Annotated in this window: 11 protein-coding genes; 6 read left to right on the forward strand and 5 right to left on the reverse strand. The window is 67.5% G+C overall.

Features of this window, described 5'->3' with window-relative positions:
* The first annotated feature begins 497 nt into the window (after nt 1-497).
* A complete protein-coding gene (locus ACFTS5_RS12215) occupies nt 498-1,310 on the forward strand; it encodes a DUF4129 domain-containing protein (RefSeq protein ID WP_378630246.1) in 813 nt (270 codons plus the stop codon).
* 8 nt (nt 1,311-1,318) lie between these two features.
* Here the strand turns inward: ACFTS5_RS12215 and ACFTS5_RS12220 are convergent, their stop codons facing one another.
* The gene (locus ACFTS5_RS12220) at nt 1,319-1,966 is read right to left on the reverse strand and encodes a TetR/AcrR family transcriptional regulator (RefSeq protein WP_378630248.1); all 648 of its coding nucleotides are present in this window, start codon (nt 1,964-1,966) and stop codon (nt 1,319-1,321) included.
* Between the two features lie 148 nt (nt 1,967-2,114).
* On the opposite strand from ACFTS5_RS12220, the gene ACFTS5_RS12225 reads away from it, so the two are divergent.
* Nucleotides 2,115-3,503: an ABC1 kinase family protein gene (locus ACFTS5_RS12225; RefSeq protein ID WP_378630250.1), complete on the forward strand. Its 1,389-nt coding sequence runs from the start codon at nt 2,115-2,117 to the stop codon at nt 3,501-3,503.
* Here ACFTS5_RS12225 and ACFTS5_RS12230 read toward each other — a convergent pair.
* Nucleotides 3,487-4,170 carry a cutinase family protein gene (locus ACFTS5_RS12230; RefSeq protein WP_378630253.1) on the reverse strand — a complete coding sequence of 228 codons (684 nt, stop codon included), beginning with the start codon at nt 4,168-4,170 and terminating at the stop codon, nt 3,487-3,489. The genes ACFTS5_RS12225 and ACFTS5_RS12230 overlap by 17 nt on opposite strands.
* A 151-nt stretch (nt 4,171-4,321) precedes the next feature.
* Here ACFTS5_RS12230 and ACFTS5_RS12235 point away from each other — a divergent pair, with 151 nt between their 5' ends.
* From ACFTS5_RS12235 to ACFTS5_RS12250, 4 genes are all read left to right on the forward strand, one after another.
* Nucleotides 4,322-7,336, forward strand: coding sequence for a nitrate- and nitrite sensing domain-containing protein (locus ACFTS5_RS12235; protein WP_378630255.1), 3,015 nt, complete (start codon nt 4,322-4,324; stop codon nt 7,334-7,336).
* Nucleotides 7,333-8,196, forward strand: a complete 864-nt coding sequence (locus ACFTS5_RS12240) for an acetylxylan esterase (protein WP_378630257.1) — start codon at nt 7,333-7,335, stop codon at nt 8,194-8,196. The genes ACFTS5_RS12235 and ACFTS5_RS12240 overlap by 4 nt, the downstream gene beginning before the upstream one ends.
* 125 nt (nt 8,197-8,321) lie before the next feature.
* Complete coding sequence (locus tag ACFTS5_RS12245) at nt 8,322-10,589, forward strand: ATP-binding protein (RefSeq protein ID WP_378630259.1); 2,268 nt, start codon at nt 8,322-8,324, stop codon at nt 10,587-10,589.
* Nucleotides 10,590-10,884: 295 nt separating this feature from the next.
* Nucleotides 10,885-12,093 carry an esterase/lipase family protein gene (locus ACFTS5_RS12250; RefSeq protein ID WP_378630261.1) on the forward strand — a complete coding sequence of 403 codons (1,209 nt, stop codon included), beginning with the start codon at nt 10,885-10,887 and terminating at the stop codon, nt 12,091-12,093.
* Nucleotides 12,094-12,157: 64 nt separating this feature from the next.
* Here the strand turns inward: ACFTS5_RS12250 and ACFTS5_RS12255 are convergent, their stop codons facing one another.
* Genes ACFTS5_RS12255 through ACFTS5_RS12265 form a run of 3 tightly spaced genes read right to left on the reverse strand, consistent with a single transcriptional unit; the run spans nt 12,158 to nt 17,044 of the window.
* Nucleotides 12,158-13,258 (reverse strand): alpha/beta hydrolase, encoded by a 1,101-nt coding sequence (locus ACFTS5_RS12255; protein ID WP_378630263.1) that lies wholly within the window; start codon nt 13,256-13,258, stop codon nt 12,158-12,160.
* Nucleotides 13,248-14,816, reverse strand: a complete 1,569-nt coding sequence (locus ACFTS5_RS12260; RefSeq protein ID WP_378630266.1) for an ArnT family glycosyltransferase — start codon at nt 14,814-14,816, stop codon at nt 13,248-13,250. The genes ACFTS5_RS12255 and ACFTS5_RS12260 overlap by 11 nt, the downstream gene beginning before the upstream one ends.
* A 17-nt stretch (nt 14,817-14,833) precedes the next feature.
* A complete protein-coding gene (locus ACFTS5_RS12265; RefSeq protein ID WP_378630268.1) occupies nt 14,834-17,044 on the reverse strand; it encodes an MMPL family transporter in 2,211 nt (736 codons plus the stop codon).
* Nucleotides 17,045-17,307 lie beyond the last annotated feature (263 nt).

The raw sequence follows: 17,307 nt of genomic DNA on the forward strand, positions 1-17,307 counted from the left end.
CGCCTGCGCCGAGCTCGGCGACGCCTCCGTCGCCGACACCGCGCCCGCTTCGAGGTGGCTGGCGTCGGATTGCCGATCCGTCGAGCCCCGATCGATCGAGTGCGGTCCCAGACCTTCCGCTCCCGGGGGCGCAAGGCTGGCCTCCACCGGATCCGACGGTATGGGGACGCCCCGAGCAGCGATGACCACACCGGAATATTCATTGCCTCGGGGTAGGAAATGTTGTCGGAGACAAGGAATCCGGGGGCCTCGAGGGAGTTCGACCAAATCTTGTTCGGTCGGTTCCTGATTGCCGGGCGAAATGCCACTATGTGGGCATTTCGGGTGGCTTCCAGGGGTTCGGCGGTAGGGCTGTGGGAAAAATATTGGCGCCAATAGGTCGTCTGGTCGCGGCGGTCGTTTTGATTGTCGCGGCGATTATCGCGCTGCACGGGCGTTTACCTGGGACCGTTGTTCCCAGTGAAACCGGTGGGACTTCGCCGGTCGCTGTCGCGTTGATGCCGGTATTGCTGCTGGTATCGGTGGTGATCTTGCTCGCGGGCGTCATTGTCAGTCAGCATCGGCTGCCGTTGGCGATGCCCGCGGTCGAGCACGGTCTCCGGGTTCGTCTGTCGTTCACGCGGTTCGCGGTGCTGGCCCCGATCGCGCTCAGTACCGTGGCGCTGACGTTCGCGGTCGGCATCACCATGCTGTTCGTCTTGCCCGGCGCACGGCGTCAGCCGACACCGGTCGCCTCGGTGACACCGGCGGAAGCGGGACAGCCCGGTGCGCCCGCCGCTGTCGATGTGCAGGTGGTCGATTCGGCGGTCGACTCGTCGCGTCTGAGCGGAATGGCGTTGCTGGGAGCCGCGGGCCTGGCGATCGTGCTGATCGGCATCGCGGTGGCCGGTCTCGTCGGCGTCGCCGTCGCCGGCCGGGCGCCGCTGGTGGACAGCGTGGAACTGACCGAGGAAGAGGTCTCGAACACAGTCGACTCGCTGACCAGGGCCGCCGAGATGGGACTGGCCGCGATGAACGCGCCAGGTCAGGATCCGCGGACGGCGGTGATCGCCTGCTATGTGGCCATGGAGGCCGGGCTGGCCGCGGATCGGGCCGCGGCGCCGTTGATCTCGGATACGCCGAGGGAAGTGCTGGAGCGGGCTTTCGACAGCGGCGTGCTGCACGACGACGGCGCGCATGAACTGGTCGCGCTGTTCGAGGAAGCCAGGTTCAGTCCGCACGCCATGCTGGGCTGGCAGCGTATCCGTGCCGAACAGCTGCTGCGCCTGGTTCTCGCCGATCTCCAGTCCCGCGACGAGGTGCCGGTGTGAGCCCAGTGCTAGTCGCGGCCCCGCATCTCGCCGTACAGCCAGGTGCCGATCATCCGCGCGGTCATGGCGATGGCGGCGGCGCGGTCGCCGTCGGCCACGTCGTCGGCCGAAGCGCGCAAGACCGCGGCGAATCCGGTGTTGACCAGAACCCAGGACATCATGTCGTTGTCACGGTCGTCGCCGGGCCCGACGAACTGGATCACGATGAGCTTCACCAGCATTCGCAGACGCGGCTCGAATTCGGGTAGCCCGCTGCTGTAGAACTGCACACTGCCGACGAGCGCGCGAACCAGATCCGACTTCGCGATCAGTACTTCGGCGAAGACATCGAGTATCTCGGACGCGACGGCGACATAGTCGTCGCTGCTCTTCGGCGACGTCGCCACGGGCAGGCTGAATACCCGCTGGGTGAACTCCTGCTCGACATCGGCGATGAGCCGATCGAGGAGTTCGTCGACGAGAAACGACCGCTCCGGAAAGTATCGGTACAGCGTTCCGATACTGACGTGCGCCTGCGCCGCGATGACATTGGTGGAGGTGTTGTCGATTCCCCGCTGCCCGAACAGTTCGGCGGCGGTGTCGAGAATGTGTTCCCGGGTCGCCTTCGCCCGCTCCTGCTTCGGCCGGATCCGCCGGTCGACGGGTTTCGGTGGCATCGGTATTCCTTTCGGCGAGTCGGTGCTACCCGCTTGTTGTCGATCACAGCGGCAATGGTGAATTCGCACAGATCGGGGCCGGGCGCACTGTGGAGATCCGGGCGGCTGTCGACAATTCGCCTATCGACCACACTCGCAGGAGGCCACGATGGCAGACCGGCAGATACCGACAGGCCGGCTCGTGCGCGGAGCGCGGCTGGGACGGTTGGCGGCCGGTCAGGCGGCGCGCGGCGCGGGCACCAAACTGGCCATGCTGGGGCGCACCGAGCAGGCACGTCGAGTGCTGGCCGAGCGATCTACGCTGCAGGCCGCTCAACAGGTCGTCACCGTGCTCGGCGGGATGAAGGGCGCGGCGATGAAGCTGGGACAGATGGCATCGGTCCTGGACCTGGACCTGATCCCGGCGGACTATCGCGAGATGTTCCGCACGAAGCTGGCCACACTGCTCGACAGTGCGCCGACGGTGCCGTTCGCGGAGATGATGGCGGTGTTGGAGCACGATCTCGGCCGGGCCGGTCGAGTGTTCGCCGATATCGACCCGGTCCCCGTCGCCGCGGCATCGATCGGTCAGGTCTATCGCGCGCGACTGCACGACGGCCGGGACGTGGCGGTCAAGGTGAAGTACCCCGGCGTGGACCGTGCGGTGCAGGCGGATATGCGCAATCTGCAGTTCTTCAGCCTGCTGTGGAAGTCTTTTCTTCCGTCGGCAGGCGACCACGATGTGCTCGAGGAAATAGCCCGGAACATCACCGCGGAACTGGACTATCGGCAAGAGGCACGCAACCAGCACCGGGTCGCTTCGCGCTATCGTGGGCATCCGTACATCACCGTCCCGGACAGCATCGGCGAATTCTGTACCGACAACGTACTGGTGACCGAATTCTTCGACGGCAGACCATTTCAGACCATTCGCGGACTTCCCGCGGCGCAGCGAAATCACGTCGGCGAGCTGGTGTACCGGTTCTATATCACCGCCATGTTCACCGACGGCGAGTACTGCGCCGACCCCCATCCGGGCAATGTGCTGGTCGCCGATGACGGGCGCGTCGGCTTCGTCGATTTCGGGCTGTACAACACGATCGAACGCGAGCATCTCGAGCTGGAACGACAGGTGCTGTGCGCGGCCGAACAGTACCGGGCCGACGAGGTCTACCGGCTGTGGGCCGAGCGCGGGATCGTCGAGCCCGGATCCCGGGTGCGGGCGCAGGACTGCCTGGAATACGTGTGGTCGGCCGCGGGCTGGCACCTGCTCGACGAGGAGATCACGGTGACTCCCGAGCTGGCCACCGGTGCCGTCGTCCTCGCACTCGATCCGCGTTCCGCGGACCACCGCGGCGTGCGGCATCTGCTGCTGCCGCCGGAACACGTATTCTCCCGCCGCGCCGACCTTTTCACGCTGACCGCGCTCGGCCGGATCGAGGCGACCCACAACTGGCATCGCCTCGCCCGGGAGTGGCTGCACCACGAGGCCCCGACCACCGACATCGGTCGCGCGATCGAGGAGTGGCGCCACGCCGAGCTCAGATCCGAGCGGTGACGAAATCGGCTGCGGCGTCGGCATGGCGGGCGTAGCGCGTGTGCACGTTCCAGTCGGTGCCGTCCGGGTCGCAGACGGGGTCGTTGTCGTTGCAGACATCGAAGGTGCGTTCGGTGTAGGGGCCGGTGACTTCCTTGCCGATACCGCGAATCGGGTTGCCGAACAACAGGATCGCGGCGATCCGCCCGTCGAGCTGCGCCGGCAGCGTGGCGACGATCGGACCGCCGACCTTGGCGCCCTCGCTGCTGATGCCGATCGCGTTGTCCACCACGTTCGCTCCCTGCGAGTACCCGACCAGCACGAAGCGCTGGTTCGGGCAGGCGGCGGCCTGCCGCACCACATGGTCGACCAGGTCTCGATTGCCCTTCTGCACCGAGGCCGGCTGCTCGAGGCTCGCCGGGTACTCGACCCGGTACGCGTCGACGGTGCCGGACGCCGCGTCGTCGATCGCGGCGTACACCGGGTTGCCGACGACGGTGCCGAGATGGAACTTGCTCCACATGCCGCCTGGCTCGTTGGTGCCGCGAGCCGAAACTAGGTGGACGTCGGCACAGGCCGGCGCCGCTGTCGCCGTTCCCGTGCCGAGTGCGGTCATCGTGCCGGTCGCGACTGCGGCGGCGATGACGAGAGCCACCGTCGCTGTTCGGCGAGGTCGTGGAGTTGTCATGGGCGAAGGGTAGATAGCGGGAGCCGCTTTTCGCCGCTCGGCGGTTCGGTATTGAGTCGGCTCATCAAGGGTTGTGCTCGGACGTGCGTTTCCCGCACAAAAAGGCGTCCGAGTGCGAGTCGAACTCCCGGCGTGGTCCTAGGTTGGGCCGATGTTCTCAGCTCGGCTCGGCGTTCGCACCCGCATTCTGGCGATCGCGCTCGTCCCCAGTCTCACCTTGCTTTTCCTCGGAATGCTGACGGCGGGAAATCTGGTTCGTGACAGTTACCGGATCCGGAACTGGATCGACGATCTCGAGCGAATACGGCCGGTCGCCACCGAGGTGTTGGCGGCTATGCAAGCCGAGCGGTTGCTCTCCCTGCGACTGCTGACCGGCGAAGAGGCGATTTCCGGACTGGCCGTGGCGCGGGGGCGCGTCGACCGGGCTTTCGAGATGCTCGTGCGAGTCGACGCCACGCGGCACGAGCCGTCGGCGGACCTGCCCGCTCGGCGTGCGAAACTCGCGGAGGCCATCGCTGCTCTGCGCGCGGGGGTCGACGGCCGCCGGATCTCGGTCGGCGACGCCTACACCTTCTTCAACGCGCCGTACTCGATGTTCGGCGATGGATTCCGCCGGGCACAGCAATCCGCACCGGATCCGATTCTCGCGACGAGAGTTTCCGAGGCTGTCCGTCTGCTGAGTGCCACCGAGGCGATGTCGCGCAGTAACGCGGTAGCCCTCGCCCTGGTCAGCTCGCAGGGCAGCGCGTTCGGGCTCGACGAATTCACGACGCAAGTAGGCTTTTATCACGCCGAGATCAGAAATCTGGCGGCCGAAGCCGGCTCGCCGCAGAAGCAGGCGTTGCTCGATCTCCTGGCGAGCGAATCCTGGCGGCGACTCTCGGCGATGGAATCCGCGGTCAATCAGCGTTTCGCGTCGCGGTCGGTGTCGGGTAATGCCGAAATGCCGATGTCGATTCTCGAATGGCAGCAGGTTGCCGACGCTGTCGCCGGTGGTCTCTTCGCCGCGTACGCCGGTCAACACGAATACGCCCGAGTCAGTGCCGTCGACGTCGCGCGACGCTCCGAACGTTCGGGTCTGGTGACCGGGGGCATCGTCCTGATCGGCAGTGTCGTTGCCCTGTTGATCGCGGTTGTGCTGGCGGACAGGATCATTCGGCGGCTCCGGCGATTGCGTGCCGCGACCCTGGTCCTCGCCGACGAGCAGCTGCCGAGCGCGATCCGCTCGGCAACAGCGCAACCCGAGATCGACGACGCGGCGCCGACGCTGGACTTCGGGCGCGACGAAATAGGTGAGGTGGCACAGGCGTTCGAGCATGCTGCCGCGGTCGCCCTCACCGCGGCGGTCGACGAAGCCCGGCTCCGCGACAGTGTGCACACTGTGTTCGTCAATATCGCCCACCGCAGCCAGGTCCTCGCGCACCGCCAGCTCGAGATTCTCGACGACGCCGAACGCGGACAGCAGGATCCCGAACTGCTCGAGATCTTCTTCCGGCTCGATCATCTGGCGACGCGTGAGCGGCGCAACGCCGAGAATCTGCTGATCCTGGGAGGCAGCAGGCCCGGCAGGCAATGGCGCCAACCGATTCCGATGGCCGATGTCGTGCGCAGCGCGGTGGGGGAGACCACCGAGTATGCGCGGGTCCGCGTCGCCGCGATACCGGAGATCGCCGTGATCGGTGCGGTGGTCGCCGACCTGGTCCACCTGATCGCCGAACTGGTCGACAACGCCACCGCGTTCTCGCCGCCGGAGGCGAAACTCGGTCCGGTTGAACGAGTCCGACTACGGCGGAGTTCGTGCCGTCGTCCTCATTCCCGCCGAACTTCTCGGCGACATCGCTCCGGTATCGGCGGCGAATCGGTGACCTGCGCGTGCGGATCCGAGCGCGGATGTTCGGCCCACAGATACGCAGTTCTACCGATGCCGCCACACCGGTCGGCGCGGCACGCTGGATCGCGGTTCGAAGCGCGTGAGGAGCGTCCAATGAGCGAGAGACCACAATCCGGGCTCGCCCTGCTGAGCAGGCCGGAGACGGTGTGCGTAGTGCGGGAGTCCGAGCTCGATCGGGTGGTGCGGCTGGCGGGTTCCGCCGACCGTGGGCCCAGCACTCTCCGGCGGCACGAGATCGGGCCGATAGCGGGTCTGTGCTCGGAGCTGGTCGCCGCGCTGCGGGCGGACAGATCCGTGGACTCGGCGATCGGGCAGCTGGAACGCGGCGCGGTGGAATGGGCGCGCGACGGCATCGCGGTCGACGCCGTTCTCGACATGGTGCACCCGTGCGTGCGGGTCATCCTGGAACCGGGCGACGATATCCGCGCATCCGAGCTCGTCGACCTGCTCGGCAGCGTCTCCGCGGCGGTCGCCGCCGCCTATGTGCGGTATGCGCTGGACGTGACCGGGCACAGCGACCACGCCAGGGACAACCTCGCAGAGCAGCTGATCGTGGGCAGTCGCTCCCGCATCGCGGCCCGTGATTGCGGGGTCGTGCTGGCCGCCGAGTACTGGGTTCTCGCGATGGACATCGGCGACGAGTCGCGCGACGACAGCACCGACGGACTCGACGAACGGGTGCGAGCGCGCCGTGCGATGACCCGTATCCGGCTGGAACTCGATCGGGCGTGCGACGGTGACGCACTCGCGGCGCTGTCAGCGCAGGGCGGCACCGTCCTGATACCGACCGCCGATCGGCCCGAACACCACGTCGACACCGTGGCGGCCGCGCTGTCGCGCGCCGCGGGTCGCCGGATCACCGTGACGGTGGTGCGCGCGGAGCTCGACGACATTCCCGCCGCCGCGGAATGCGCGCACGAATTGCTCGAGATCGTCCGGCGGATCGGCCGGGTCGGTGGGGTGCACCGGTTCAGCGATTTCGCACTCGAATATCAGCTCAGCCGCCCCGGTCCGGCACAGGAATACCTGCGCACCGTGCTCGAACCGCTCGCTGTTCATCCCGAATTGCTGGAAACGCTGCGCTGTCATATCGCCAATGATCTGAACCGGCGCAAAACCGCACGAATGTTGCACTTGCACACCAACACCGTGGATTACCGAATTCGGCGCATCGCGGCCTTGACGGGCTTCGACGCCAAGCGGTGCCCGGACCTGTGGTATCTACGCTCCGCGCTTGTCGTCGCGGGCATGCCGATCGAAGGAAAAGCGAAATGAGCAGTAACGTACGTCTCCTGCCGTGCATCGCGGTCGCTGCTGTGTCGCTGGCGGGCGTTCTCGCCGGTGCGCCCGCGACGGCGAGCCCGTCGGATGCGGGCTCGGTGGTCCTGCGCAACGGGCCGCTGGGATCGGGTACCGGCAGTTCCGAGTCGCAGGCCCCGGCCGCCGTGACCATCGACAAATGGGCCGACCACACCGTGTATCGGCCGGCCGACCTCGGCGCGACCCGCCACCCGGTGGTGATCTGGGGCAACGGCACCGGGGTGGGTCCGGGCTACTACGAGGAATGGCTGCTCGAGCACTGGGCAGCGGCGGGTTTCGTCGTCGTGGCCGCGAATACCACGATGTCGAATTCGGGCGCGGAAATGCTCGCGGGCGGCCGGGAACTTCTCCGGCGAAACGACAAGTCCGACAGCGTCTACTACGGCAAGATCGCGACCGACCGAGTGGCGGCTGCCGGACATTCCCAGGGCGGGGCGGGCGCGATCAACGCCGGTGCCGACGGAATGGTACGAACCGTACTGGCGCTGCAGCCCGGCCCACTCGCGTCCCCGGGCAGAATTCTCGGGCCGACATTGTTCCTCGCCGGTGCCGAGGACCGGATCGTGGACACCGATCTCATCGTGAAGCCGTTGTTCGACAAAGCCGATCAGGTACCCGCGATCTTCGCCGAGCTGGGCGGTGCGGGGCATCTCGACGGCCGAGAATATGTGGACGTGATGACCGACTGGCTGAAATATCAGCTGCTCGACGAAGCGGCCGCGCGCGCCCGCTTCGTCGGCGCCACCTGCGGTCTGTGCACCGATTCGGCGTGGACCAGGGTGGATCACAACGAGAAGGCGACGACCTTGGGCTGATTTGCTCGCTTGCGCCGGTCCGGCCACTGCTTCGTTGGTGCGCAGTACCATCACCTGTGACCCAGCACACCCGTGATCCGGATGGGCACAGCCTTCGCCTCGACCGGCCGGACCCGAAGCGATAGATGGTGCGAAACGCGCTCGACCCAGCGGCGACGAGCTACCTCGGCCGTGATGCCGAGATCGAGACCGTGCGACAGCTGCTCGACAACAGCTGTCTGGTCTCGATCACGGGTGCGGGCGGTCTCGGCAAAACGCGGCTGGCCAGGCGGCTGGCCGCCGAGTTGGTCGCGGCCTACGAGTGCGGTGTCTTCTTCGTGGAACTCGCCGGGCTGCGACATCCCGAGGAGGTCGCCGTCGCGGTGGCCGGCGAGCTCGGGCTGCGGGTCGGCGCCAGGGAAGCGACTGTCGAACGGGTACTCGACCATCTCGGGCGCAAAGCACCTCTGCTCGTCCTGGACAACTGCGAACACCTGCTCGACGGGTGCGCCGACCTGGTCGCGAGGATCCTCACGGACTGTCCCGGCGTGACCGTGCTCGCCACCAGCAGGCAGACTTTGAGCATCGCGGGCGAGCAGGTGTTCCGGATGCCAGCGTTGGCCGTGCCCGCGCCGGGCGAGGACGACCCGGCGCGCATCGCCGAATATCCCGCGGTGCGATTGCTGCTCGATCGGGCCCGCGCGGTGCGGTCGGACTTCCGGATCACCGCGGCGAACTCCGCCGATGTGGCCCGGCTGTGCTGGCTGCTCGACGGCATCCCGCTGGCCATCGAACTGGCGGCCGCCCGCCTGCGTTCGCTCTCGCCCGGCCAGGTGGTGTCGCGCTGGCCCGGCGGCCTCACGCTGCCGACAGCGTGGTCGCACGGCGTGCCGGATCGCCACCAGACCCTGCGCGCGACCGTGGACTGGAGCTACCACCTGTGTGGCGATGACGAGCGCGGGGTGTGGGCGTGCCTGTCGGTGTTCCAGGACTGGTTCGAGCTCGAGGCCGCCGAATACGTCTGCGCGGGTGCGGATCTCGGTGTCCCCGTGGTGGACCTGGTGGATTCGCTGGTGGACAAGTCGATCCTCGAGCGCCGCGGCGACGAGGTGGTGCACTTCCGGCTGCTACAGGTCGTGCGCGAATTCGGTGCCGAGCAACTCGCCGCCGCGCGCCTGTCGGACAGCGTCGCCCGGCGGCACCGGGACTGGTTCCGGGAGCTGCTCCTGCTGGCCGACCGGGAGTTTCTCGGCCCGCGCCAATACGAACTGGTGCGGCGACTGCAGTTGGCGCACCTGGATCTGCGCCTCGCGATGGAGTGGTCGCTGTCCACCGACGGTGAGGCGGGCACCGCGCTGGAGATGGCCTCGTGTGTCGAGGAATTCTGGACGATGGCCGGCGCCAACCACGAGACGCACACCTGGCTGGAACGGGCGCTGGGCCTGGCACCGGATTCGCCGCACGCGCCACGCGGGTGGTCGATGCTGGCGATGCACTCGCTGTGGCTGACCGATCGCGACAGCGCCTACCGCGAGCTCGACCTGGCCGAGACCGCCGCGGGGACCGACCCGCTCGCGATGGCACGCGTGCTCACCATTCGGGCGACGGTGGCCAAGGTCGAACTGAACAATGTGCTCGCGGCGGAACTGGCCGGTGCCGCGCTGAGCGGCATGCCCCCCGGCAGCGGCCTGCGCGAGACCGTGTTCGCGCGCAACACCTACGCGCTGGCGACCGCGGCCGCGCATCCGCAGTACCGGCTCCCGGAACTGCGTGAACTGGTGAAAGCCTGTGCGGCACAGGGTGATTACTACTACCAGACGATGCTGCTGTTCACGATCAGCCTGATCGAGGTGCTGGTGGGGCATCCCGATGCCGCTGAAACCTGCGCGCGCACCGCGCTGGGCATCACTCGCCGATGGGGCAACACCTTCGGCGATGCCTACCACATCGAATCGTTGGCCTGGGTGGCGTCCGCGCGCGACCGGCACCACCGTGCGGCAACGCTTTTCGGTGTCGCGGCGGCCGGCTGGGAGCGGCTGGGCACCGACCCGCGGATCATTCTCGTCCATCCGCACACGCTGTTCCGTGACGCGACCGAGCGGGCACTGGGAGCCGGCGGGTTCGCCGCCGCTTTCGGCAAGGGGCATGCGATGCCACTGGAAGAAGCGGTCGCGATGGCGCTCGATTGCCCCGATGCCGGATCCACGATCGCTCCGCTGACCCCGCGCGAGTACGAAGTGGCGGCCCTGGTGGCGAGCGGGCTGACGAACAAGGAGATCGCCGCACGGCTGGTCATCGCGCCGCGCACCGCCGACACCCATGTGGGCAATATCTTGACCAAGCTCGACTCCGCGAACCGGGCACAGATCGCCACCTGGGTTGCCACCAGACGGAATTCCGCGGTCAGCAACTGATCCGGCGAATTCTTTCACCGCTGTCCGCGGCATGCGCCGGCTAGGTGCCGGCACAATGGAATACGTAATTCTGTGTGATCTGGGTGTGCCGCCTCGATTCCCGCCGGATTATTCGTAAAAGGCTGCGGCGCAACGGTGAATAATATTTCCTGTGCGCGGCCATGGGGTTCTGCGACAGTGAATGGTGAGGTGCACACACCTGACCGGAAGCGATTTCCGTGCCGGTTGTTCCGGCATACGTTCGGGGCGGCTTACGAGCCGATTCCTTTTTCGCATTCGGAAAGGCAGACCTTGCATGACCATTACTCGTGGCCGCACACGCTCGGTGCGTGCGGCAATACTGATGGGCGTCAGCGTTGTTGCTGTCGCCCTCTCCGGGGCGGGGGCGGCGGCTGACCCGGCGTCCGAACCCACCGAACAGCAGCTGGCCGAAATCATCTACCAGGGCCGCGATGTGGCCTGGGGTACCGATGGCGGGCTCGGCGGCACGGGTTCGGCCTGTACCTCCGGTAGCGGTGCGGGCTCGGGTAACGGCTCCGGCGACTGCCTCGGTGGTTCCGGCTCCAGCTCGGGCTCCTCGGGTGGCTACTCCTCCGACCCGGGCGCGATCGGCCCCGCGTCGACGGCGTTCCTGCCCGCGTTCGGGTACGGCCTGCTGAACCCCGACGCGGGTGCTCCCGGCACCAACGACTGGAACTGCAAGCCGACCGCCGAGCACCCTCGCCCGGTCGTGCTGCTGCACGGCACCTGGATGAACGCCTACAACGGTTACGCCTACATGGGCCAGCCCATCAAGGACGCCGGCTACTGCACGTTCACGTTCAACTACGGCCGTTCCAGCATCGTCGAAGGCGGCGGGCTCGGTTCGTTCCTGCCCGGTGTGATGGGCACGGGCTACATCCAGGATTCGGCCAAGCAGACCGCGGCGTTCGTGGACCGGGTCCTCGCGGCTACCGGTTCCGACGAGGTCGACATCATCGCGCACTCCCAAGGTGGGTCGATGGCGAACTGGTACACCAAGTACGAGGGCGGTGCGGCCAAGGTGAAGAACCTGATCACCTTCGGTGCCACCCACCACGGCACCAGCCTCGACGGCATCGGCGCCCTGGGCCGCATGGTCAACAACCTCGGCATCGATGTGCTGGGACCGATCGAGATCTTCGTCGGCCACGCCGGTATCCAGCAGACCGTCGGTTCGGATTTCGTCAAGACGCTCAACGCCAACGGTGACACCGTTCCCGGTGTCGACTACACCGTGGTCGGCACGCGCTACGACGAGGTGACGAACCCGTACGAGCTGACGTTCCTCGACCAGGGCCCCGGCTCGACGGTCAACAACGTAGTGCTGCAGGAAGGGTGCGAGCAGGACATCTCCGATCACCTGACGATGATGTACTCGCCGCGTGCTTTGTCGATCGCGCTGCGGGCGCTCGACCCGGTGCAGAACCCGAACCTGACCTGCACGTTCAACCCGTGGCTGATCGGGGGTGGTGGCTCCCTGTAGACGAGCGGACGATTCGGGTGCATCGCGGCACGGCTTGGCCGCGATGCACCCGATTTTCGTGTGTCTAGGGGACGAGCAGCGTGGCGGCGCGTTCCCAATAGGTGTGCATGTCCTGCTCCCAGTAGCCCCACGAATGCGTGCCCGCAGGGCGGAAGTCGAAGGTCGCCGGGATATCCAGGGCGGCCAGGCGGTCGCGCAGCAGCGCGGTGCACACCACGGTGATCCCGTCGAGCACGCCGCCGATGAGCAGCTGATCGAGCAGTTTCACCGGGTTACGCTGGATCCCAGGGCCGTTCAAGGTGTCCAGCGGGCCGGGCAGGCCGTTGCCGGTGCTCACATACACCTGCACCCCGCGTAGCTTCTCGGCATTGAGGGCGGCGTCATTGGCCGTCCAGGCCGGATCGGTGGGTGGTCCCCACATGTTGAGTGGGTTGCCGCGGCGCGCGGTGACGATCGAGGCCACCATCGCCTGTCCGGCCGGGTTGCTGGTCTGGATGCAGCCACTGAACGAGCCGACCATCTGAAACCGCAGCGGTGCTTGCTGTGCCATCCGGAAGACCGCCGAGCTGGCCATCGACAGTCCGGCGACGGCGTCGCGGCCGGTGCCGTGGAAGGCCGAATCGATGATCGGCGGCAGTTCGGTGGTGAGGAAGGTGAGCCAGCGGTTGCGTCCGGTACCGGGATCGTCGGCCTGCCAGTCGGTGTAGAAGGTGCCCGCACCGCCGATCGGCATCACGATGTTCGCCTGTTTCGCGGCGAAGAAGTCGAGTGCGTCGGTTTTGGTGAACCAGTTGCTGCCTTCGCGCCAGTCGGGGGTGTCGGTGCCACCGTCGACGCCGTTGATCAGATACAGCGAGCCGGCGGGCGCCTCGGGGTCGGCGGCGGGAATGACCGCGACGGTGACCGGTCGATTCATCGCCGCGGAGTGCACGGTCACATCGATCACCTTGCCCGGCCCGTTCGCCGCGGCCGCGACGGCGTAGGACCCGTTCGGCGCGGGCAGAGCCGCCGCCATGGCACGGGCGGCTACCAGATCCGGGGCCGCCTGCGCCGTCGCGACGACAGGCAGGCCCGCGGCGGCGACCGCCACCGTGAGCGCGAGCCGTCGCACCATCGAATTGCGCACTGTCTTGTCTCCGTTCACTGCTGCGTCGTTATCGCCCATGCCGACTCGTCCCGTCGACCAGGCGCAGTTCCTTGGCGTCGGGCCACAGGGCCGACCACGATTCGCTCGGTCCGTCGCACAGCCACAGCGCGACGCCGCGGTTCACGCCGGGAAAGCCGAGGGGTTTGTCGACGCGGGTCAGCAGCGTCGTCTGTGTGAAACGGGTACGCAGCGCGGTGTCTGGACCGTCGACCCCGATGTAGAGCACCGTGGTCGCGGTGTCGGGTGGGGTGCCGAAGTAGCCGTAGCCGCGGTTCGGACTGAACACCGCGGGAAGACCGGCGGCAGGCCCGAATTCCTCGAGTGCCGCTGCCTGCCAATAGTTCTGGGTCACGATCACCACACCCTCGCGCTGTCGCGGCGGTATCCGGTGATAGCTCTCGGTAACCGCGGTGACCAGGTCGTCCCAGCCGCTCGGACCGAAAAGCACACTGCGCGAGTGGATCTGCGAATAGTCGGTCGTCGACTGCCGCAACGCCGACTCCGGTAGGGGCAGCGCGACGACGAGCGCGACGCAGATCGCGGTAGCCAGCGCGCCCAAGCCGCCGCCGATGATCGCGCCGCGTCGCGTGATACCCCGGTCCGCCAGATACACCGCGCCCGCGGCGAACAGGCCGGGAAAGGCACCGGCCACGAAGTAGGGGCGCAGGCCCGCGAGCACCACCGCGCCCAGCCCGATCGCGATCATCGGGATCAGGAAGCAGTACGGACGGAACCGCTGCGCGCGCAGCCCGGCCCACATCCCGGCGAGCAACAGCAGACCGGCCGCACCGGTGACCTGAATCATCGTCCACGGCGCCGCGAGAACCCCGGCGGTGGCGAGCTGCTCATCGCGCACGATCGCACCCATCGCCAGCTGCGGCCAGCCGTTGCTGTGCTGCCACCACAGAATCGGGACCGCCGACCCCGCGAGCAGACCCGAGCCGAGCCACCACGCGGGCCTGCGCAGCATCTCCCGCGGCCCGAACACGGCCACGCCGAGCGCGAGCACCGCCCAGATGATCGGAATCAGCCACTTGACCTGGAAGTCGACGGCGGCGACGAACCCCGCCGCGACCAACAGGTAGTCCTCGCGCGTGCGCACCCAGCGGATCAGCAGCCACGCGAGCACCGCCGTCAAGGTGATGTCGAGGGCGAAGGTGCTCAGCATCGCCGATTGCATCACCGCCATCGGGGTGGTCGCGTAGGCGAGCGCGGCGACGGTCTGGGGGAGTCGGCCGCCGCCGAACTCCCTGGCCATCACCGCGCTGAGCACGATGGCCAGCACCGTGAACAGCAGCGCGGGTACCCGTAGCGCCAGCGTGGATCCCGGTGCGAGGTGGTCCGACAGTGCGGCCAGCAGCGGAACCAGCGGGCCCTGATCGGCATAGCTCACCGACGGATGCCGTCCGGCCGCGAGGAAATACAGTTCGTCACCGCCGATCCGATAGCGGTCGATCCTGGCGAGGAACAGCGTCGCGGCCACGGCGGCGACGATCGATACCTCGCGCCACGCGAAGGCGGGCAGCGTGCGGATGGGGGCGGCGGGCACCTCGACGGTGCCGCTCCGGACGTTCATGGTGGTACTCCGCGGGTTCAGTCCCGGTCGCCGCGGACTGGCGTCGGAGCAGCTCCGGAAGGTGTCGGGTGGGCGAGGGTTTCGTGTTCCGGCGCGGGCCGCAAACGTTCGAGCCACGCCGGCGCCCACCAGCAGGCGTCCCCGAGCAGCCGCATGGACGCGGGGACCAGCAGCATCCGCAGGATGGTGGCGTCGATGAACAGCGCGGTCACCATGCCGAAGGCGATGTACTGCATCATCAGCAGATCCGACAGCGCGAACGCGCCGGTGACCACCAGCAGGATCAACGCGGCCGCGGTGATGATGCGGCCCGTCCGGGCGATACCCGCCTGCACAGCTTCGGCGGTGGAAGCGCCCGCGGCTCTGGCTTCGACGATGCGCGACAGCAGGAATACCTCGTAATCGGTCGACAGCCCGTAGACCACCGACACGATCACGACCAGGACCAGCGACATGATCGGTTGCGGGGTGAAGCCGAACACTCCCGCGCCGTGCCCGTCGATGAAGACCCAGGTGAGTACGCCCAGGGTGGCGCCGAGCCCGAGCAGATTCAGCACGGCTGCTTTGAGCGGCAGCACCAGCGAACCGAAGGTCAGCGCCAGCAGCAGCGTGCTGGCCAGGAAGACGAACGCGATCATCAGCGGCATGCGCTCGACCAGCGCGTCGATGCTGTCCTTCTCCACGGCGGGCTGCCCACCGACCATCAGCGTCGTGCCGGGCGGCAACGGCATCGAGCGCAGATAGTCGATGGTCGCCTCGGCGTCGCCGGATTCGGCGAGCACGGTCTGGGTGGTGAGGACCTGGGGCTGGAACGGCGACTGCATCGGTTCGGCGAACGGCGCGGCCAGGCCGGGGGCGTGGTTGGCGTCGGCGCGCACGGTATCGGCGGTGGTGGGGTCGAAGGTGACGATGACCAGGTCGATCGGGTCGATCCGGCGCAGTGGGAACAGTTCGTCGAAGTGCTGCTGGGCCAGGCGCGTCGGATGCGACGGCGGGAGAAACCGCTCGTTGATGGAACCGAAGGCCAGATGCTGGATCGGGACGATGAGCAGCAGCAGACCGAGGCAGATCGGAACGGCCACCACCAGCGGACGTTTCATGACTCCCGCGGCGAATCGGCCCCAGCCGTTGCCGGTAACACGATCTCTCGCGACCGGTTTGCGGAACCAGTCGACGCCGAGCCAGTCGACGCGCCTGCCCAGGACAGCCAGCATCGCGGGGAGAAGGGTGATCGAGGTCAGTGCGGCCAGGGAGATGGTGATGATCGCGCCGTAGGCGAACGATCGCAGGAAGCCCTGCGGGAACACCAGAATCCCGGCTGCCGCGACCACGACGATCAAGGCGGAGAACAACACGGTGCGTCCCGCCGTGGTCACCGAGCGACGGACCGCGTCGTCGACGGTGCGTCCGTCGGCGAGTTCCTCGCGGAACCGGCTGAGCACGAACAGTCCGTAGTCGATCGCCAGGCCGAGCCCGATCATCGAAACGACCGGGGAGACGAAGGAGTTCACCTCGGTGACCGCGGTGAGGCAGCGCAGCAGTCCCCACGCGCCGAGCATGGTGAGTCCGCCGACGATCAGCGGCAGCGCCGCGGCGACGACGCCGCCGAACAGGAAGAACAGCAGGATCGCGACCGCGGGGACGGCGAACAACTCCACGCGGCGCTGATCCTGAACCATGGTGTCGTTCAACGCGAGTGCGACAGGCTGTCCGCCGGCGAGCTCGACCTCGACTCCGGGGATCACGAACTCCTCGGCGACCTTGCGGTAATTGCGGCCCTGTTCGGTGGGGTCGAGGCCGCTGACCGCGACCGAGGCGAACGCGTAGTCACGGTCGGGGGACCCGAAGACCTCGGGAATGGCCACGCCGGTATCGGTCGGCCAATACGCGCCGTTGACGCGGTCGATCTCGTTCGGGAACCGCTGCGGCAGAGTGTTCAGGCCCGCCACGACCGTCGCGGCGAAAGCCGGATCGTCGATGGTGGTGCCTTCGGGCGCCCGCACCAGCAGGATCACGTCGCTGCTGTGGTCACGGCCGAACGCGTTGTCGCGCACGTGCGCCGCGCGCACCGATTCCGAGGACGGATCGTCGAACCCCTTCGAACTGAGATCCGCGCCGAGTCCGAGCCCGTAGGTGCCCAGTGCCAGCAATCCGGTCACCATTATCAAGATCACCAGATATCGCCGCCGCACGACGGTGTCTGCCCATTGTGTCAACTCGGCGAACACATTCGCCTCCCAACTGCTCGCGATGTGGTCGAACTTGTCAGGAGTCGCCGGCCTTTTCGGTCGCTACCGCGCAATGTTGCGGCCGGTCACAACGATTCTCGGAATCCTGTTGTGAGCCATGACTTCGCGCTCTGGGTCCGATCACAGGAGACCGCGCGATTACCCGTCCGAAATTCCAGAGGTCGGTAATCGCCACGATCGCCGCGGTGGTGGGCTTCTACGTTGACACCAACGGTCAAATGCCACAGGCCGGTCGAGCCGGA

Origin of the sequence: Nocardia sp. NPDC056952, from assembly GCF_042674185.1 — a bacterium.
GTDB lineage: Bacteria > Actinomycetota > Actinomycetes > Mycobacteriales > Mycobacteriaceae > Nocardia.